This is a genomic window from Curtobacterium sp. DN_7.5, from assembly GCF_022655355.1.
GTDB lineage: Bacteria > Actinomycetota > Actinomycetes > Actinomycetales > Microbacteriaceae > Curtobacterium > Curtobacterium luteum.
This window is the reverse complement of record NZ_CP093378.1, coordinates 2,555,787-2,572,836: the sequence shown is the minus strand read 5'-3', so window position 1 is coordinate 2,572,836 and position 17,050 is coordinate 2,555,787. Positions and strand designations below refer to the sequence as shown.

Below are 17,050 nucleotides of genomic sequence, written 5' to 3'. Positions count from 1 at the left end.
GACGTGGAGTGTGAATGGTTCTCGCGGCAGCGAACAGCGGGATCCGGCTCGACTTGGGCTGGGTCGACTACTTGATGATCATCGTGTACTTCGCGGTGGTGATCGGCATCGGGTTCACCGCTCGTCGGCAGGTGCGCACGAGCATGGACTTCTTCCTCTCGGGGCGGTCGATGCCGGCGTGGATCACGGGCCTGGCGTTCGTGTCCGCGAACCTCGGCGCGACCGAGATCCTCGGCATGGCGGCGAACGGCGCGCAGATCGGCATGGCGACCCTGCACTACTACCTCGTGGGTGCCGTGCCCGCGATGGTGTTCCTCGGGCTCGTGATGATGCCCTTCTACTACGGGTCGAAGGTCCGGAGCGTGCCCGAGTTCATGCTCCGCCGCTTCGGCAAGGCCCCGCACCTGGTGAACTCGATCGCCTTCGCGGTGTCGAACGTGCTCATCGCGGGCATCAACCTCTACGCGATGGCGATCGTCATCGAGGCGATGCTCGGCTGGCCGGAGTGGCTCGCGATCCTCGTGTCGGCGGCCTTCGTCCTCGCCTACATCACCCTCGGCGGCCTGAGCAGCGCGATCTACAACGAGGTCATGCAGTTCTTCGTGATCATCGCCGGCCTCGTTCCGCTGACCATCGTCGGCCTGCACCGCGTCGGTGGTTGGGGCGGTCTGACCGAGGCCATCAAGAACACCCAGGGCGTGCAGCACCTGCAGACCTGGGCCGGCACGGGCATCGGCGACGTGACGAACCCGATCGGGGCGAACTGGCTGGCGATCGTGCTCGGCCTCGGCTTCGTGCTCTCGTTCGGCTACTGGACGACGAACTTCACCGAGGTGCAGCGCGCCTTCTCCGCGAAGAACATGTCGGCCGCCCGCCGCACCCCGCTCATCGCGGCGCTCCCGAAGCTCTTCATCCCCTTCATCGTCGTCGTCCCGGGCCTCATCGCGGCCGCGGTCGTCGGCAACCAGTTCGCCTCGGGTGCGCTCACCTACAACGACGCGATCCCGAAGCTCATCCAGATGTACCTGCCGACCGGCGTGCTCGGCATCGCCGTCACGGGCCTCCTCGCCTCGTTCATGGCCGGCATGGCCGCGAACGTCTCGTCGTTCAACACCGTCTTCACGTACGACATCTGGCAGCGCTACATCAAGCCGAACATGCCCGACCTGCACTACCTGAAGACCGGGCGCTGGGTGACCGTCGCCGGTGTCCTCGTCGGCATCGGGACCGCGTTCCTCGCTGCGCAGGCCGGCAACATCATGACCTACATGCAGACGCTGTTCTCGTTCTTCAACGCACCGCTGTTCGGCGTCTTCATCCTCGGCCTGCTCTGGAAGCGGATGACGACCGCGGGCGCGCTCTGGGGGTACGTCCTCGGCATCATCGCGCCGACGATCACCTGGATCGCCTACCTCGTGAACCCGGAGCTGTTCGCGACCGCCACCGCGGAGACCCTCTACGGCGCGATCATCTCGTTCGTCACCGTGCTCGTCGTGGCCGTCGTCGTATCGCTCGCGACCAAGCCGAAGGACGTCTCGGAGCTCGGCGGACTGGTGTACGGCGTCGGCAAGATCGACATGACCGCGGGGGCCGTGGCGACCGACACCGCGTGGTACCGCTCGCCCGCGCTGCTCGGCACCGTCGCCCTCGTGCTGTGCGTCGCCCTCTACCTCCCGTTCCTCTGATCCGCTCGAAGGAGATCGCTCATGCGTGACGACACCACCACGATGACCGAGGAGCAGCAGGCCCTCGTCCGTTCCACCCGCCGACTCGACCTGCGGCGCATCCTCGGAGGGCTCTTCGTCCTCTACGGCGTGATCACGACCATCGTCGGGATCGTGCACTGGAACACCGACCCGATCAAGACCGGCGGCATCCACATCAACCTGTGGGTCGGGCTCTCCCTGCTCGTCGGCGGGCTGCTGTTCTTCCTGTGGGACCGGCTGAACCCGGTGCCGGCGTCGGACATCATCGGCCAGGCCGAGGCCGACGAGCACCAGAAGGCGGCCGGCGAGGGTCGCGACCTCGCCTGACGCCACGTCGTTCCGTCCGACGGCCGTCCGCTCCTGCGGGCGGCCGTCGGTCGTCCGGATGGGCACCGGCCTGGAGGCGCGGCTCGCGTCCGCCCTGCCGGTCGCGCAACTAAGCGGTTGCGTTGACTCGCCCGCGACCCTCGGTCTAGTATTGACATGTCGGTCGGGTGCTCTCGGCCGGAAGTGATCCCCGGATGTCCTGCAGCCAGCGCGGGCCCGGGGATTTGCGCTTCCTGGTCATCCGACGATGACGGCGTCCGGGATCTGCTCGTGACCGTCGCGGTGGGCGCCACACGCGATGTCGGCCAGCGCGAGCAGGGCTTCCTCCGATGGGCGGACGTGTGTCCACCGCAGCTGACCGCCGATGCCCCGATCTCGCAGTGCGGTGAACATGGACCGGTCGTCGCGATCGCGGGCCGGTCCACGCGATTCGAGGACCACGGTTCGGACGTCGCGCTGCTCGAGTTCCCAGACGAGTCGTTCCAGGCATCGACGGCGCCGACGCTCCGTTCTCGCGACTGCGCCTTCGTAGCGGACGATGACGATCTCCACGGCGTGCCGCAGAAGGTCGAGCCATGAGATTCGCTGTGCTGGGAGTGCCTCGTACCAGTGCAGCTTCCGCATCCGACGGGGCGTGGCGTCACGAACGGCAGCCCGAGCCGTTTCGCTCTGTTCTCGAGCGATCACGACCGCGGCGAGCACGTACACGGTGTGGTCGATACCTCCGCCCGGCTCGGATTCGTCGACGTACGCAGTCCGCATGCGAGTAGCATATTGCGTATCACCCACATGGCGGCAGCGACCGTGCTTGCGCGCGGCGCCGGATTGCGGGAGGTTCTGGGGGGAGCGAAGGAGCCCCCATGCCCACGATGGTGTTCATCAACCTGCCGGTCGCCGACCTCGACCGGTCGAAGTCCTTCTACGAGGCCCTCGGCTACCCGATCAACCCCGACTTCACCGACGAGACCGCCGCGTGCGCCGTGGTCAGCGACACCGTGTACGTGATGCTCCTCACGCACGCGAAGTTCGCCGAGTTCACGGACAAGACGATCGCCGACCCGGACACGATCGAGGTGATCAACTCCCTCAGCGCCGACTCGAAGGACGACGTGCACCGGGTCGTCGACGCCGCCGTCATGGCCGGTGGACACGAGGACCGCCCGGAGATGGACCTCGGCTTCATGTACCAGCGGAGTTTCACCGACCCCGACGGTCACCGCTGGGAGCACGTCTGGATGGACCAGGCCGCGATGCAGGACGGCCCGCCGAGCGAGTAGCGGCCGCGTGTCGGCCGTGGACGCCAGGATGGGCTGGTGAGCACCGAGCCGACCGTCACGCCGCCGTCCCTCGTCGTGGGCGAGGACGGCCTCGCCCGCCCGGTGTGGGCATCGACCGACGCGTTGCTGCGCGACTACTACGACACTGAGTGGGGCATGCCCGTCCGTGACGAGCGGGGAGTGTTCGAGCGGCTGTCGCTCGAGGCGTTCCAGTCCGGCTTGTCCTGGCGGACGATCCTCGCGAAGCGTCCGGCGTTCCGCAGCGCCTTCGCGGACTTCGACCCGGACACCGTCGCCGAGTTCGGGGAGGACGACGTCGCGCGGCTGATGGCCGACGCGGGCATCGTGCGGAACCGGGCGAAGATCCTCGCGACCATCACGAACGCGAACGCGACGATCGCGCTCCGACAGGACGGCGGACTGGCCGACTTCGTGTGGTCGTTCCGACCCGACCGCACGCCCGAGCCGGTCACGTTCGCGGACGTCCCGACGACGTCCGACGAATCGGTCGCGCTGTCGAAGGCGCTGCGGAAGCGGGGGTTCGCGTTCGTCGGGCCGACCACGATGTACGCGCTGATGGAGGCGCTCGGGATCGTCGACACGCACCTGGTCGGCAGCCACCGCCGAGGGACCTCGGGCGTCTGGGGCTGACCGGACCACCGTCGACCGGCAGGGCTACGGTCGGGGCATGACCTCCGACCCGGCACCTGCTCCGCGCCACGTCCGGACCGTCCCGGTGCACCCGGTCGGTGCCGAGCAGGTCGCGGTGCCGCTCGACACCGACGTTCCCGAACCCGTGGCCGACGGTGACGTCGCACCCGAGCACGACCCAGCGGAGGTCCGGATCGCGTTCCTGCTGTTCCCGGACCTCACCCAGCTCGACCTGACCGGACCCGCGCAGGTCCTCGCACGCGTGCCCGGCGCGGCCGTCGAGTACGTCGCGGCGACGCTCGACCCCGTTCCGAGCGACTGTGGGCTCGCCCTGGTGCCCACCGCGACGTTCACGAGCGCGCGGGCCGCGGACGTGCTCGTCGTGCCGGGCGGAGCTGGGGCGTTCGAGGCGATGCTCGAACCCGCTGTGATCGAGTTCGTGCGACGGACGGCGGAGCAGGCGACCTGGGTGACGTCCGTGTGCACGGGCGCGTTCGTGCTCGGGGCTGCGGGGCTCCTCGCGGGCAAACGTGCGACGACCCACTGGGCCTCGAAGCCGATGCTCGCCGCGTTCGGCGCGGACCCGGTCGAGCAGCGCATCGTCGACGACGGCGCGGTCGTCACCGCGGCCGGGGTGAGCGCGGGCATCGACATGGCCCTGTGGTTGGCGGGCGAGCTCGCCGGACAGCCGGCGGCCGAGCGCATCCAGCTGCAGATCGAGTACGACCCGCAGCCACCGTTCGACGCCGGGTCGGCGGAACGGGCGGACGCCCGCCTCGTCACCGAGGCACGGGCCGCCGCCGAGGACACCCGCGGCGACCGGGTCGCCCGGGCCGCAGCGGCGGTGATCCGCTGACGCGGGACTCCCGCTAGCGGTTGCCCTTCGAGCCGCGCTTCGGCTTGCCCTTCATGCCGCGCTGCGTCTTGCCGCGCCCGGCCTTGCCACCGCCGGTCTTCCCGCTGGTGCCCTTCGTGGCGCCGCGCTTGGCCGTGGTGCGGCTGTTCGCCGCCGTCGCCTTGCCACCGCGCGAGCCGGAACCGGATGTGGAGCCGGAGCCGGCTGTCGACGGACGCGAGCCGGTCCCGTCGGCGCGATCCGTGCCCCTCCCACCCGGCACGGCCGTCCCGTCGCTGGCGCGACGGTCCGGAACCGGCGGGCGGGGCCCAGGCTGCTCCTGACCACCCCGGGAACTGTTCGCGGTCCGCCCGCGGACGACGCCGATGAACTCCTCCGTGGTCTCCGAGGCGTCCTCCCTGCGCCATGCGAGCAGGATGCGGGTTCCGGGAGCGCCCGCGAGCGTCCGGGCGACGAGGTCCTTCCGGCTCGCGGCGCGGAACAGCGACTGGGGGAGGACGGCGACCCCGACGTTCGCCTCGACCAGGTTGAGCGTCGCGTCCACGTCCGCCGGGACGGGACCCGCGTCGACCACGTGCGCGTCCGTCGTCGCGAGGTCGACCTCGGTGTGCTCGGCGAGCGGTGAGTCCTTCGGCATGGCGACCACGGCGGTCTCGGTCCACAGCGGGATCGCGTCGTGGACGTCGGACACGGGCTCGCGGGCGAACACCATGTCGGCCTCGCCGGCGAGGGCGTCGTCCACCTCGTGTGCGCCGATCGGCCGCAGACGCAGCTCGACGTCGGGGAACCGCTCGCGCCAGACGCGGGCCCACTTCGCCGGGGAGACCCCGGGCACGAAGGCGATGGTGAGGGCCTCGGTCATGCAACCGAGCATAGGGGCCGTACCCTGGTGTGCATGGCGCAGGAACAGACCATGAAGCCCGAGACGGCCGCGAAGAAGCTCGGCATCCTGCTGTCGGCCGCCCCGGAGTCCTTCCGCGGTGCGCCGATCAGCAGGACCGCGTTCGACGAGCTCCGCACCGAGCCGCCGGCGTGGCTCGAGGACCTCCGACGCGACGGCCCCCACCCGCGACCGGTCGTGGCGCAGAAGCTCGGCGTGTCGATCTCCGGCCTCGGTCGGGCCGGCATCGACGAGCCGCTGACGACGGCCGAGATCAAGACGCTGCTGCAGGAGAAGCCCGAGTGGCTCGTCCGCGAGCGGGAGACCCAGGCCGCGGTGCACGCCGAGAACGCCCGGGTGAAGCAGGAGCGCGCCGCCAAGGCCGCCCGCTCGCAGGACTGACCAGCACCCTCCCGAAGCCGATGACCGCCGTCCACGAGACCGTCGCCGACGCGATGCTCGTCGTGCCGCAGTTCGCATCGGTGTGTTGCATCGTCGGTGACCGGTACCGCCCGCGGGTCGCCGTGGTCGTCCCGGCGACGGTGATGCTCGTCGCGATGCTGCTCCCGGTCCTCCATGCGGGGGCGGTGTGGACGCTCCTCGCCGCGACGGTGCTGCTCCTGCTCGCACCGCTGCCCGTGGTGCGGCGGCGTCGAGCGGACGGCCGCCGCGCCGAGCCGATGGACGTGCACCGGGCGTTGTCGGCGGTCGTCATGGCCGGGATGCTGCTGATGGGACACGCGACCGGTGCCGTCGACGGGCACGCTGGTCACGGCATCGCGCTCACCGCGGTGCTCGGCGCCGGCGTGATCGGCTACTGCGCGTTCAGCGGCTGGCTCCTCCGGTACGAGTGGGCGCAGGAGGACCGTCGAGCCATCCGGAGCGGCGAGGTCTTCGCGATGACGGTCGCCGTCGTCGGGATGACCCTCGCCATGTGACTCCCGTCAGGCCCCTGAGGAGGCGTCGGCGTCGTCCGCTGTGAGGCGTTCCCGGGCGGACCGCAGCGTGTCCTTCGGCACCGGCGGCACCCCGCGGCGCAGGCCCCGCACGCCGACGACGCCCAGCACCGCCGTCGCCACGGCGAACACCACGAAGACGATGCCCGTCGCAGCCCACAGCGGGAGGGCGAGCGCGAGTGCCGCCACGGCGAACCCCGCGAGCAGGACCGAGGTCGTCAGGGCTGCGCCGACCGCGGCGCCCACGAGCACGAGTCCGGTCCTCGCGCCGCCGACGCGGTCCCGGACCTCCTGACGGGCTGCCGCGACCTCCTCGCGGACCGCGCGGATCACGGGCTCGAGGGCCTTCTGGACGAGTCCGGCGGTCACCGTGTCGCGGAAGGACGGCTTGGTCGTGGGTTCGTCGTCGCTGGCCATGGGTGCTCCTGTCGTCCGGTCCGGGCGGCCCGTCAGGTCCGGGCTGCTCGGCGGTCCGTCGACGCGGACCGTTCCCGCCATCATGGCCACGGCGCCTGCGACCGTGCCGGGCCGGCTGTCCCGCGCGCGGGAAGCGGCGGACGCGCGGCTCGCGGTCGGCGCGGTACCGTCGAGGCATGTCCGAGCGTGCTGTCCGCCGTCCCGACCAGACCCCGCGGTTCGACGAGGTCGACGAGCGCATCCTGTGGACCCTCGCCGAGGACGCGCGCATCCCGAACAACCGGCTCGCCGCGGCGGTCGGCATCGCGCCGTCGACGTGCCTCGCCCGGGTCCGGGCACTCGAGGACGCCGGGGTGGTCCGCGGCTACCGGGCCGACGTCGACGTGGCGCGTCTGGGGTTCTCGATCGAGGCGATGGTCTCGGTACGGGTGCACGCGGCGGCGCGGCACGAGTTGCGGGAGTTCGCGAAACGGCTGCTGCGGGTCCCGGTCGTGCAGGACGTGTCGTTCCTCGCCGGGGACAAGGACTTCCTCGTCCACATCGCCTGTACCTCGACGGAACAGCTCCGGGACTTCGTGGCGGACGAGTTGAGCGGCGACCCGTCAGTGGCGACGACGCAGACGAACATCGTCTTCGAGCGGCTCGTCGCGGACCGGACGCACCAGGGGCGCTCGTTCGACGAACTCCGTCGCTGGCGCGCCTGACCGGTCCGTGGCCGCGGTGTCGTGGCGCACCCCACAGCGCCGCGCTCAGCGCACGAGCACCATCGGGACGTGCGGGATGCGGTCCTCGAGGTAGCCCTCGCCGTCACGGACGAAGCCGAACCGGCCGTACCACTCCTCGAGGTGCGCCTGGGCGCCGAGCAGGATCCGCGACGCGCGTGCCTCGGCGATCGCGGACTCCATGAGTCGCCCGGCGAGACCCTGCCCGCGCGCGTGCCGCGCCGTGGCCACGCGTCCGATCCGCTCGCTCCCGTCCGGCTCGCGGAGCAGCCGCACCGTCGCGTCGACCGATCCTCGTCCGGCCCAGAACTGGACGGTTCCCGGCTCCATGTCCCGCCCGTCGATGTCGGGGTACGCGCACTCCTGCTCGACGACGAACACGTCCTGCCGGAGCCGGAGGATCTCGTGCAGCGTCACCGGGTCGAGGTTGCGGGAGGGAGCACTGAAGATCGGGGTCAATTCCGGCCTTTCCTGACGTTTTCCCACGAAACCGGATGCGGAATCGGGCGGACGGGCGTACCGTACCGGCCAACCACTCTACGTGCGCAGCCGAGATCAGGAGGTGAGCGCATGGACCAGGCGATGCGTGCACCCCTCAGCGCGCTGATCCGGTACGTCCTGCTGGGCGTCGGGATCGCTGCTGCCCTCGTGCTGCTCACCCTCGTCTTCGGCGTGCGCTCCGCTTCGGCGTCGACCGCCGCACCGGCGACGAACACCTCGTCCGCAGACCGCGGAGGCCTGCTGGGCGGCGTCACCGACGGGCTCGGCACGACCCTGCACGGGGTCTCGAGCGGCGTCGGGACGGTCGTCGGCGAGGTCGTCGAACCGGTCCGCACGGCCGTCGCCCCGACGCCCCCCGCTCCGGTCCGCCCCGCGCCGGCGCCTGCGCCGGCGCCGCAACAATCGGCTCCGGCTCCGGCTGCGCCCGCACCGGCAACCCATGCACCGACACCGGCCGCGCCAGCGCCGGCCGCTACCAGCCCCGCCGCTCCCGCCCCGGCAGCACCGGTGCCGTCCGTGTCGGCGCCCTCCGGAAGCGCGTCCGCACCCTCCGTCTCGTCCGGGTCCGCGACCGAGGCGAGCACTGCCTCCCGGCCGCTCACCGGCAGCGTCGCCGCCGTGCTGCGCCCCGTCACGGGAACCGTGCACGACCTCGCGACGACAGGTCCGGTGACGGGTCTCGTCGACGAGCTCGACCACCTCGTCGGCGGCCTGCCCGTCGTCGGTCCGGTGGTCGGCGACGACACGCTCGGCACCGTCACCGGTCCGGTGACCGGCATCGTGGACGACACGCTCGGCGGCGTCGGTTCGACGGTCGACAGTCTTCCCGGCGTCGTCGACGGTTCGACGCCGGTGCTGCCGAGTGGTCCGCTCCTCCCGGGCGGCGCGCTGCCGCCCGTCGCGACGACCCTGCCTGGAGGCACGGTGCCGGTCGCGGGGACCGTCCCGCCCCCGGCAGGCTCCGCAACGCACGGGTCGTCCGTCCGCGGCGGCGACCCCGCGCTCCAGACGGCCGGACCGGCCGGACCGGCCGGACCGGCCGCCGGAGCGGGCACGATCACGTCGTCGTCGGCCGCGACGGTTCGGGCCGCCGCGGCCGACGACGCGTCCTCGAACGTCGTCGACCCGGTGGTCGTCGGCGGCCGTGCGCTCGTCGTGCCCCAGGGCGGCGGCCCGGTGCACCAGCCGGCGGAGGGCCCGGCGGGGACGGCCTCCACGAGCGGTGCCGGCGCGGGTTCCCCGACCGGTGCAGCCGTCGGCGCCTTCGGCGCTGCGAGCACCCAGTTCTCCCTCGCCGCGGGGTCACGCGGCACCCTCGTCGACGACGCGATCCCCGCGTCCCCGGTCGACGACCACGACGTCGCCCCTGATTGAGATCGGTGCGCCTGTCCGCCACGGCAGGCACGCACACACCCGACCGTGACCGCGGTCGGGAACAGATCTCGATCAGGGAGTGAACGACCATGAACAAGTACGTCTCCAGAGGGCTCTGGTTCGCCCTCTTCGTCGGCGGCCTGACCCTGGGAGGAGCCGCGGCCGCGAACGCCGCCACCACCTCCGGAGCGGACGGAGTCGTCTCGGGCACGCAGGTCGCCCCGTCCGTCGACGCCCCGGTGGCCGCCACCGGGAACGCCTTCGGCATCCTCGGCGACGCGGTCTCCACGGCGACCGGTCCGGGCACCGCGTCCACCGCATCGCCCAGGGGCACCACCTCGACCGGTGCAGCCCCGACGACCTCCGGAGCGGACGGGACGGCCTCGGGCACGCAGGTCGCGCCGGACGTCACCATCCCGGTGACGGTGTCCGGCAACGCGGTCGGCGTCGCAGGTGACGCCACCGCCACCGGAGCGTCGGCACCCGCCGCGCCCGCCTCGGCGCCCACGACCTCGGCCGTCCCGGCGCCGAGCACGTCCGGCTCGGACGGGACGGCCTCCGGCACGCAGGTCGCGCCGGTGGTTTCGGTACCGGTGACGGTTTCGGGCAACGGGATCGGAGCGCTGGGCGACGGCACGAGCACGGGTTCGTCGACCGCGTCGGCTCCGGCTCCGGCTCAGTCGTCGGGTTCGGCGCCGAGCACGTCGGGCTCGGACGGGACGGCCTCGGGCACGCAGGTCGCGCCGGTGGTTTCGGTACCGGTGACGGTCGGCGGCAACGGGATCGGGGTCGTCGGTGACGGTACGAGCTCGGGTTCGACCTCCGGTACGGGTTCGGCGGGTTCGACCCCGTCGGCCGGTGGGACGACGGATGGTTCGGACGGGATCGGTTCGGGCACGCAGGTCGCCCCGGTGATCTCCCTGCCCGTCACCATCGGCGGCAACGGGATCGGGGTCGTCGGTGACGGCACGAGCTCGGGTTCGACCTCCGGTACGGGTACGGCGGGTTCGACCCCGTCGGCCGGTGGGACGACGGATGGTTCGGACGGGATCGGCTCGGGCACGCAGGTGACGCCGGTGATCGGTGTGCCGGTGACGGTCGGCGGCAACGGGATCGGGGTCGTCGGTGACGGTACGAGCTCGGGTTCGACCTCCGGTACGGGTTCGGCGGGTTCGACCCCGTCGGCCGGTGGGACGACGGATGGTTCGGACGGGATCGGTTCGGGCACGCAGGTCGCCCCGGTGATCTCCCTGCCCGTCACCATCGGCGGCAACGGGATCGGCATCGTCGGTGACGGCACCAGCACGACGCCGACCACGCCCGGCACCGGGACCGACCCGGGGACCGGCACGGACCCCGGGACGGGCACGGACCCGGGGACCGGCACGGACCCGGGTACCGGCACCGACCCGGGCACGGGCACGAACCCCGGGACCGGCGGCACGCCGGGCACCGGGAGCACCCCCGGAACCGGGACCGGCACGACCACCGGTGTGGTGCCCGTGACGGCGACCGTCCCGGTGACCGCGGCCGTCGCGACGGACACGACCCGTGCCTCCCGGTCGGCGACCGTCGCCGCGGCGACCACGACCGGGAGCACCGCGACCGGGCTGGCGTACACGGGAGCGCCGTCGCCGGCGCTGCCGCTGACCGCCGCACTGCTCCTGCTCCTCGCGGGGGCCGGAGTGCTGACGCTGCGCCGTCGGCACTGACCGAGGCGATCGCAGACCGGAGCGCCGGGACCACCACCGCGGTGGTCCCGGCGCCCCGCCGAGCTGTGAACGGTCCGAACGCCGACTGGAAAGCGGTGATGCCCATCCTGTGAGCAGTGGAAGCGCTCCGGGGGCTGCTCGGCAGCCCGGCAGGGCCACGATTGGCACGTGCTCCACGAACTCCTGCGCCTCAAGATCACGGACTCAGACGTCCTCGTCCCGGTCGACGTGGTCGCCGGTCTCCTCGTGCTCTGGGCGCTCGTCGTCCGACCGTGGTCGCTGCGGCGGTTCCTCGTCCGGATCGGTGCGATGGTCGTCGGTGCGGTCGTCGGCCTCGGCCTGGTCTGGTGGTTCGGCGACGTCCAGGACGCCTTCGGCGTCGCGTTCACCCCGATCACCCGGATGTGGGTCGCCTTCGCGGTCGCGAGCATCGCGCTCCTGGTCACCGTGGCCGTCCAGGGTGGCTGGGGCCGACGGGTCGTGGCGCTCGCGGCGGCGGGCGCCGTCGTCCTCGCCGCCGGGCTCGGGGTCAACGTCGACTTCGGTTTCTACAAGGACATCCAGCAGGCGCTCGTGACGAACCCCTACCCGTACGAGGACCTGCCGGCGCTCGCCAGCGGACCCTCGACCCGGCCCGCGCTCGACCCGTCGGGGTGGCACGCTCCGGCCGGCATGCCGACGAAGGGCGAGACCATCAGCGTCCGCATCCCGGCCACGGTGTCGCACTTCCACGCACGCAAGGCCGTCGTCTGGCTGCCGCCCGCGGCCCGGACCGCCCACCCGCCGACCCTGCCGGTGATCGTCGCGCTGTCCGGGCAACCGGGCGAGCCGTCCGACCTCTTCCAGACCGGCAACATGGCGACCTACCTCGACCGCTACGCTGCTGCCCACGACGGGCTGGCCCCGATCGTGGTCGCCCCTGACCAGCTCGGCGCCCCCAACCGCAACCCGATGTGCGTCGACTCCCGACGCCTCGGCCGGAGCGAGACGTACATCATGACGGACACCGTCGACTGGATCCGGAAGCACCTGCCGGTGTCCGCGGCGCCGTCCGGTTGGGCGGTCGCGGGGTTCTCCGAGGGCGCCACCTGCGCGATGCAGTTCTCCTCCGAGTTCCCCGACGTCTTCGGCACCACCCTGGCGATCTCGAGCGAGCCCGCGCCGCTGACCGGGAGCGTCCAGAACAGCATCGCGGTGGCGTTCGACGGCTCCGCGGCGAAGTACCGGGCAGCGGCCCCGGCAGCCCTGATGGCGGCGCACGGGCGGTACGTCGACCACCTCACCGTCTTCGGCGTCGGACAGGACGACGCCCCGTACCGGAAGTCGACCGCGATGCTCGACGCGGCCTCGCGCAAGGCGGGCATCGCGACGCAGGTGATCGTCTCCCCGGGGTCGGCGCACGACTGGAACACGGTGCGCTACGTCCTCGCGCACGGCCTCCCGGCCGTGATCGCCCACCTCGGTCTGCCCGCGAGCGGTGCCCTGTGAGCCCGCAGACCCGGGCGCTGCCCGAGCGCGCCCTCCGGACCGTCCGACGTTCCCCGGTCACCGCGGTCATCGTGCTGCTCGTCCTCGTCACGTCGGTCTCGGCCGTCGTGCTCCGCGTGCAGCACGGCGCCGTCCCCTCGTCCTTCGGCCCCTTCCGGGTGTTCGCCGCGTCGACCGGCGTCGTCGCGATGCTCGTCACGATCGCGGGCGTGGTGGTGCTCGTCGGCGCCTCCGAACGACTCATGGGGTCGTGGCGGACGGTCGTCGCGTTCGTCGTCACGACCGTCGTCGGCACCGGGGTCGGCGCGTTGACCGCGTTCGTCGACACCGACGACCGCAACGTCGGCGGGCTGCTCCTCGGCCGGGCGACGAGCTTCGACCCGTGGACCGCCATCGTCGGCACCATCGTCACCGCGAGCGCCTTCGCCGGGACCCTCTGGCGGCGCCGGATCCGGGTGAACGCGCTCGCGGTCGTCGCGGCGCTCCTGCTCTACGCCGGGCACGTCTCCGACCTCTACGCGGTCCTCGCGGCGGGGGCCGGCTGGGTGCTGGGCGAACTGCTCCGCCGCACGCCGAAGCGCACGGGTTGGGTTCGCAGCTCCCACCGCGAGACCCGGGTCCTGCTCGGCACGGTCGTGCTCGTGTCGGCGGTCGGGCCGGTGATCGCGCTGGTCTCCCGGGCCCGCGTCGGACTGCTCGCGCCACTCGCCGCCGTCGTGGGCGCAGGTCCGGTGAGTCCGGTGCGCGGGTGTCGTGCGGACGGGGTCGCGGGGGAGTGCCTCCGCGGGCTGCTGTCGTTCCGGGCGACCGACCCGTGGACGCTCGTGCTCGCCGTGGCGCCGCTGCTCGTCCTGCTCGTCGGCGGGCTCGGGCTCTTCCGGGGCAGCCGGTTCGCCGTCTGGCTCGTCGTCGTGGTCGACACCGTGACCGCGGTCGCCGCCGCGGTCACGTACGGCCTGGTGCCGGGACGCGTCACGGCCCTGCACGGCTTCGAGGACCAGTTCGTGGTGGACGTCTCGATCGCCGCGTCGGTCGTCGTGCCGGTCGCGACCGCGGTCGTGCTCGTCATCCTCCGGCGCTCCTTCACCGTCCTGCCCTCCCGCCGGCGTGTGGTCGGCTTCGCCGTCACCGTCGGGACGTCGGCGCTCGTGCTCGTCACGATCGTCCTCGTGGTGGCCGCGTCCTCGCCCGCCCGCGTCGAGGACCCGGTCCGTCTGGCGCTCGCCGCCCTCGGCCCGCTCGCCCCGGTGTCGTTCTGGGACCGCCTGCCGTCGCTCGACCCAGCCCTCCGACTGGTCGTCGGACTCATCGGGCCGGTGCTCTGGGTCGTCGTGGCCCTCGCCGCGGTCCGTCCCACCGGCGCCGTCGAGCCGGACACCGACGCGGACGGCTCCCGCGCGGACCGCGAGCGTGCGCGGGCACTCCTGCTCGCCGGCGGCGGCGACACGTTCGGGTGGATGACGACCTGGCAGGGGAACCAGTACTGGTTCGCGGCCGACGGCCGTGCCGGGGTGGCGTTCCGTCGGAACGGCGCCGTCGCGGTCACCGTGGGTGGCCCGTTCGGCTGGTCGGACGCGCGGGAGCGGGCCCTGACCGACTTCGCCCGCTGGTGCGACGACAACGGGTGGACGGCCGCGTTCTACGGCATCGAGGCCGACCTCGCCGCGCACCTCGCCCCGCAGGGATGGGGCACGCTGCCGGTCGCCGAGGACGCCGACTTCGACCCGCGGACGTGGACGACGAGCGGCAAGAAGAAGCAGGACGTCCGCACGGCCGTGAACAAGGCACGGCGCGAGGGGATCACCGCGACCTGGTCCTCGTGGCAGGACCTCCCGGTGTCGACCGTCCGGCAGATCGAGGCGATCTCCGAGGAGTGGGTCGCCGAGCGCGAGCTGCCCGAGATGGGCTTCACCCTCGGCGGCGTCGACGAGATGCGCGACCCTGCGGTGCGGACCCTCGTCGCGCAGGACGCCGAGAGCACCGTCCTCGCGGTCACGAGCTGGCTGCCGAGCCACCGGGACGGCCGGGTCGTCGGGTGGACGCTCGACGTGATGCGGCGGACCGAGCACGCGCCGAACGGGGTGATGGAGTTCCTCGTCGCCAGCGCCGCCGAGCAGATGCGCGACGACGGGGTCGAACGGCTCAGTCTGTCCGCGGCGCCGCTCGCCCAGGTGTCCGCCCCGGACGCCCCGGCGGACGGCGTGCAGAACCTCCTCGAACTCGTGGGCGGGGTGCTCGAGCCGGTGTACGGGTTCCGGTCGCTGCTGCGCTTCAAGCAGAAGTTCGGTCCGGAGCTGCACCCGCTCGTGCTCGCGTACCCGGACCCGGTGGCGCTGCCGTCGATCGGCATCGCGGTCGTCCGCGCGTACCTGCCCGACCTGTCGTTCCGGCAGGCGGTCGCGTTCGCGCGCGGGCGCGGCTGACCGACGCACGCCCTGACGGCCGGGCGCGGTCCGCTCAGCGGTGACGCGCCAGCGTCACGCGGACCGCGCCGACCGAGCTTGCGAGGGAGGCGTGGCGGGCCCGCCACGAGCCTCCAGGCCGCCCCGTGTCACGGGGAGAAACCGGCGCAACGCGACCGTCATGTGTGTGGGGTATCGTTCCCGGTACGCAAGCGCTCCGGGGTCGGTGCAAGTCCGAACCGGTGGTGACAGTCCACGAACTGATGACGGGTGCGAACCCGGCAGAGGTTGACCTGGTGGGATTCCAGGACCGACGGTGAGAGTCCGGATGGGAGGAAGCGCTGGCGGACAGTCGACGCCGTCGACCCGTCCGCCCGTGTCGACGACCGTCGCGCGAACCCGGAGTCCCGTTGAGAGGACACCAGTGTTCACCGGCATCATCGAGGAACTCGGCACGGTCACCGCCGTCGAGCAGCACGGCGACTCCGTCGCGCTCACCGTCCGCGGCCCGCTCGTCGTCGCGGACGCGTCGCACGGCGACTCCATCGCCACGTCCGGCGTCTGCCTGACCGTCGTCGAGCAGACCCCCGACACGTTCACCGCGTTCGTCATGAAGCAGACGCTCGACATGAGCGCGCACGGTGCGCTCGTCGTGGGCGACACGCTCAACCTCGAGCGCGCGGCCTCGGTGGGGGACCGGCTCGGCGGTCACATCGTGCAGGGCCACGTGGACGGCACGGCGACCGTCCTCGAGACGGCGGACGGTGACGGCTGGCGGCGCGTGCGCTTCTCCCTCGCGCCCGAGCTCAGCCCGCTCGTCGTCGACAAGGGCTCGATCGCGCTCGACGGGGTCTCGCTCACGGTCAGTGCGGTCTCGTCGGAGGACACCCCGCCCGAGGCGGCCTGGTTCGAGGTGAGCCTGATCCCGGAGACGCTCGAGGCCACGACGCTCGGCCTCCGGGTGCCCGGCGACCGCGTCAACGTCGAGACCGACGTGCTGGCACGCCACGTCCGGCGCATGCTGCGGCTCGACGCGGCGGCCGGCGCTGCTGCGGCCCCCGTCCTGGAGGCCCGGTGATGGTCACGCACGTCCCGCACGTCGCACCCGTGGTCGCGTCCGGCCCCGGCGAGCACCGGGTCCCGGGCCTCGCGAGCGTGGAGGACGCCGTCGCCGCGATCGCCGCCGGACGGCCGGTCATCGTCGCCGACGACGAGCACCGGGAGAACGAGGGCGACGTCATCCTTGCCGCGGAGCTCGCGACACCGGAGTGGATCGCGTGGACCGTCGCGCACTCCTCCGGGTTCGTCTGCGCCCCGGTGTCGGCCGAGATCGCCGACGCCCTCGACCTGCCGCCGATGGTCGACCACAACGAGGACCCACGCGGGACCGCCTACACGGTGACGGTCGACGCGGCCTCCGGGATCACGACGGGCATCAGCGCCCACGATCGTGCCCGCACCCTGCGCGTCCTCGCCGACCCGGCGTCCGTCCGGTCCGACCTGCACCGCCCCGGCCACGTCGTGCCGCTCCGAGCGCGCTCCGGCGGCGTCCGGGAGCGTGCCGGCCACACCGAGGCGGCCATCGAACTCGTGACCGCGGCGGGGCTGCGCCCGGCAGCGGCCATCTGTGAGATCGTCGACGAGGACGGCAGCATGATGCGGCTGCCGCGGCTCGTCGAACTCGGGGTGCGCGAGGGCGTGCCCGTCATCACCATCGCCGCACTCGTCGAGTGGCTCGACGCGGCTGACCGGGCGTCGGACACGCCCACGGAAGGAACGAC

Annotated in this window: 17 protein-coding genes, 1 pseudogene and 1 riboswitch; of the genes and pseudogenes, 14 read left to right on the top strand and 4 right to left on the bottom strand. The window is 72.6% G+C overall.

The window, feature by feature from the left end; genetic code table 11:
* The first annotated feature begins 14 nt into the window (after nucleotides 1-14).
* On the top strand, nucleotides 15-1,685 hold the full coding sequence (locus tag MON03_RS11820; RefSeq protein WP_242088545.1) for a sodium:solute symporter family protein: 1,671 nt from the start codon (nucleotides 15-17) through the stop codon (nucleotides 1,683-1,685).
* Between the two features lie 21 nt (nucleotides 1,686-1,706).
* Nucleotides 1,707-2,033, top strand: a complete 327-nt coding sequence (locus MON03_RS11815) for a hypothetical protein (RefSeq protein ID WP_242088542.1) — start codon at nucleotides 1,707-1,709, stop codon at nucleotides 2,031-2,033.
* Between the two features lie 237 nt (nucleotides 2,034-2,270).
* On the opposite strand, the gene MON03_RS11810 is transcribed toward MON03_RS11815, so the two are convergent.
* Nucleotides 2,271-2,795 carry a DUF3800 domain-containing protein gene (locus MON03_RS11810; protein ID WP_277927290.1) on the bottom strand — a complete coding sequence of 175 codons (525 nt, stop codon included), beginning with the start codon at nucleotides 2,793-2,795 and terminating at the stop codon, nucleotides 2,271-2,273.
* 98 nt (nucleotides 2,796-2,893) lie between these two features.
* Between MON03_RS11810 and MON03_RS11805 the strand changes: the two genes are divergently transcribed.
* Genes MON03_RS11805 through MON03_RS11795 form a run of 3 tightly spaced genes read left to right on the top strand, consistent with a single transcriptional unit; the run spans nucleotide 2,894 to nucleotide 4,817 of the window.
* Complete coding sequence (locus tag MON03_RS11805; RefSeq protein WP_242088539.1) at nucleotides 2,894-3,310, top strand: VOC family protein; 417 nt, start codon at nucleotides 2,894-2,896, stop codon at nucleotides 3,308-3,310.
* Nucleotides 3,311-3,346: 36 nt separating this feature from the next.
* Nucleotides 3,347-3,961, top strand: a complete 615-nt coding sequence (locus MON03_RS11800) for a DNA-3-methyladenine glycosylase I (RefSeq protein ID WP_242088537.1) — start codon at nucleotides 3,347-3,349, stop codon at nucleotides 3,959-3,961.
* Between the two features lie 37 nt (nucleotides 3,962-3,998).
* Complete coding sequence (locus tag MON03_RS11795; protein WP_242088534.1) at nucleotides 3,999-4,817, top strand: DJ-1/PfpI family protein; 819 nt, start codon at nucleotides 3,999-4,001, stop codon at nucleotides 4,815-4,817.
* Between the two features lie 13 nt (nucleotides 4,818-4,830).
* Here the strand turns inward: MON03_RS11795 and MON03_RS11790 are convergent, their stop codons facing one another.
* Nucleotides 4,831-5,679 carry a LysR family transcriptional regulator substrate-binding protein gene (locus tag MON03_RS11790; RefSeq protein WP_242088532.1) on the bottom strand — a complete coding sequence of 283 codons (849 nt, stop codon included), beginning with the start codon at nucleotides 5,677-5,679 and terminating at the stop codon, nucleotides 4,831-4,833.
* Between the two features lie 33 nt (nucleotides 5,680-5,712).
* Here MON03_RS11790 and MON03_RS11785 point away from each other — a divergent pair, with 33 nt between their 5' ends.
* Together MON03_RS11785 and MON03_RS11780 are read left to right on the top strand one after the other, a co-directional pair.
* Complete coding sequence (locus MON03_RS11785; protein WP_175329502.1) at nucleotides 5,713-6,099, top strand: DUF5997 family protein; 387 nt, start codon at nucleotides 5,713-5,715, stop codon at nucleotides 6,097-6,099.
* Nucleotides 6,100-6,119: 20 nt separating this feature from the next.
* Complete coding sequence (locus MON03_RS11780; RefSeq protein WP_022903686.1) at nucleotides 6,120-6,635, top strand: hypothetical protein; 516 nt, start codon at nucleotides 6,120-6,122, stop codon at nucleotides 6,633-6,635.
* 6 nt (nucleotides 6,636-6,641) lie between these two features.
* Here MON03_RS11780 and MON03_RS11775 read toward each other — a convergent pair whose 3' ends face one another.
* Complete coding sequence (locus MON03_RS11775; RefSeq protein ID WP_022903687.1) at nucleotides 6,642-7,070, bottom strand: phage holin family protein; 429 nt, start codon at nucleotides 7,068-7,070, stop codon at nucleotides 6,642-6,644.
* A 176-nt stretch (nucleotides 7,071-7,246) separates the two neighbouring features.
* Here MON03_RS11775 and MON03_RS11770 point away from each other — a divergent pair, with 176 nt between their 5' ends.
* Nucleotides 7,247-7,774, top strand: a complete 528-nt coding sequence (locus MON03_RS11770; protein WP_175329500.1) for an Lrp/AsnC family transcriptional regulator — start codon at nucleotides 7,247-7,249, stop codon at nucleotides 7,772-7,774.
* 45 nt (nucleotides 7,775-7,819) lie between these two features.
* Here the strand turns inward: MON03_RS11770 and MON03_RS11765 are convergent, their stop codons facing one another.
* Nucleotides 7,820-8,251 (bottom strand): GNAT family N-acetyltransferase, encoded by a 432-nt coding sequence (locus MON03_RS11765; protein ID WP_022903689.1) that lies wholly within the window; start codon nucleotides 8,249-8,251, stop codon nucleotides 7,820-7,822.
* Nucleotides 8,252-8,362: 111 nt separating this feature from the next.
* Here MON03_RS11765 and MON03_RS11760 point away from each other — a divergent pair, with 111 nt between their 5' ends.
* The 6 genes and pseudogenes from MON03_RS11760 to ribB form a co-directional block, all read left to right on the top strand.
* Entirely contained in the window at nucleotides 8,363-9,667 is a 1,305-nt protein-coding gene (locus tag MON03_RS11760; protein WP_242088530.1) for a hypothetical protein, read from the top strand.
* An 89-nt stretch (nucleotides 9,668-9,756) separates the two neighbouring features.
* Nucleotides 9,757-11,379, top strand: coding sequence for a hypothetical protein (locus MON03_RS11755; RefSeq protein ID WP_242088528.1), 1,623 nt, complete (start codon nucleotides 9,757-9,759; stop codon nucleotides 11,377-11,379).
* A 168-nt stretch (nucleotides 11,380-11,547) separates the two neighbouring features.
* Nucleotides 11,548-12,867 carry an alpha/beta hydrolase gene (locus MON03_RS11750; RefSeq protein WP_242088525.1) on the top strand — a complete coding sequence of 440 codons (1,320 nt, stop codon included), beginning with the start codon at nucleotides 11,548-11,550 and terminating at the stop codon, nucleotides 12,865-12,867.
* Nucleotides 12,864-15,290, top strand: a complete 2,427-nt coding sequence (locus MON03_RS11745; protein WP_242088523.1) for a bifunctional lysylphosphatidylglycerol flippase/synthetase MprF — start codon at nucleotides 12,864-12,866, stop codon at nucleotides 15,288-15,290. Before MON03_RS11750 ends, MON03_RS11745 begins: the two co-directional genes overlap by 4 nt.
* A gap of 189 nt (nucleotides 15,291-15,479) precedes the next feature.
* Nucleotides 15,480-15,613: riboswitch (FMN riboswitch) on the top strand.
* Nucleotides 15,614-15,693: 80 nt separating this feature from the next.
* Nucleotides 15,694-16,347 carry a riboflavin synthase gene (locus MON03_RS11740; RefSeq protein ID WP_242088521.1) on the top strand — a complete coding sequence of 218 codons (654 nt, stop codon included), beginning with the start codon at nucleotides 15,694-15,696 and terminating at the stop codon, nucleotides 16,345-16,347.
* Nucleotides 16,347-17,018 (top strand): annotated as a pseudogene (ribB, locus tag MON03_RS11735) (3,4-dihydroxy-2-butanone-4-phosphate synthase); the annotation flags it as partial. The gene MON03_RS11740 and the pseudogene ribB, both read left to right, overlap by 1 nt.
* Nucleotides 17,019-17,050: the final 32 nt, after the last annotated feature.

Bases quoted from the DNA above. Each gene is read 5' to 3' on its own strand.
- MON03_RS11815 (WP_242088542.1), top strand. From the start codon at position 1,707: ATGCGTGACGACACCACCACGATGACCGAGGAGCAGCAGGCCCTCGTC.
- MON03_RS11805 (WP_242088539.1), top strand. From the start codon at position 2,894: ATGCCCACGATGGTGTTCATCAACCTGCCGGTCGCCGACCTCGACCGG.
- MON03_RS11810 (WP_277927290.1), bottom strand. From the start codon at position 2,795: ATGCGGACTGCGTACGTCGACGAATCCGAGCCGGGCGGAGGTATCGAC.
- MON03_RS11785 (WP_175329502.1), top strand. From the start codon at position 5,713: ATGGCGCAGGAACAGACCATGAAGCCCGAGACGGCCGCGAAGAAGCTC.
- MON03_RS11820 (WP_242088545.1), top strand. From the start codon at position 15: ATGGTTCTCGCGGCAGCGAACAGCGGGATCCGGCTCGACTTGGGCTGG.
- MON03_RS11755 (WP_242088528.1), top strand. From the start codon at position 9,757: ATGAACAAGTACGTCTCCAGAGGGCTCTGGTTCGCCCTCTTCGTCGGC.
- MON03_RS11790 (WP_242088532.1), bottom strand. From the start codon at position 5,679: ATGACCGAGGCCCTCACCATCGCCTTCGTGCCCGGGGTCTCCCCGGCG.
- MON03_RS11775 (WP_022903687.1), bottom strand. From the start codon at position 7,070: ATGGCCAGCGACGACGAACCCACGACCAAGCCGTCCTTCCGCGACACG.
- MON03_RS11760 (WP_242088530.1), top strand. From the start codon at position 8,363: ATGGACCAGGCGATGCGTGCACCCCTCAGCGCGCTGATCCGGTACGTC.
- MON03_RS11770 (WP_175329500.1), top strand. From the start codon at position 7,247: ATGTCCGAGCGTGCTGTCCGCCGTCCCGACCAGACCCCGCGGTTCGAC.
- MON03_RS11795 (WP_242088534.1), top strand. From the start codon at position 3,999: ATGACCTCCGACCCGGCACCTGCTCCGCGCCACGTCCGGACCGTCCCG.
- MON03_RS11780 (WP_022903686.1), top strand. From the start codon at position 6,120: ATGACCGCCGTCCACGAGACCGTCGCCGACGCGATGCTCGTCGTGCCG.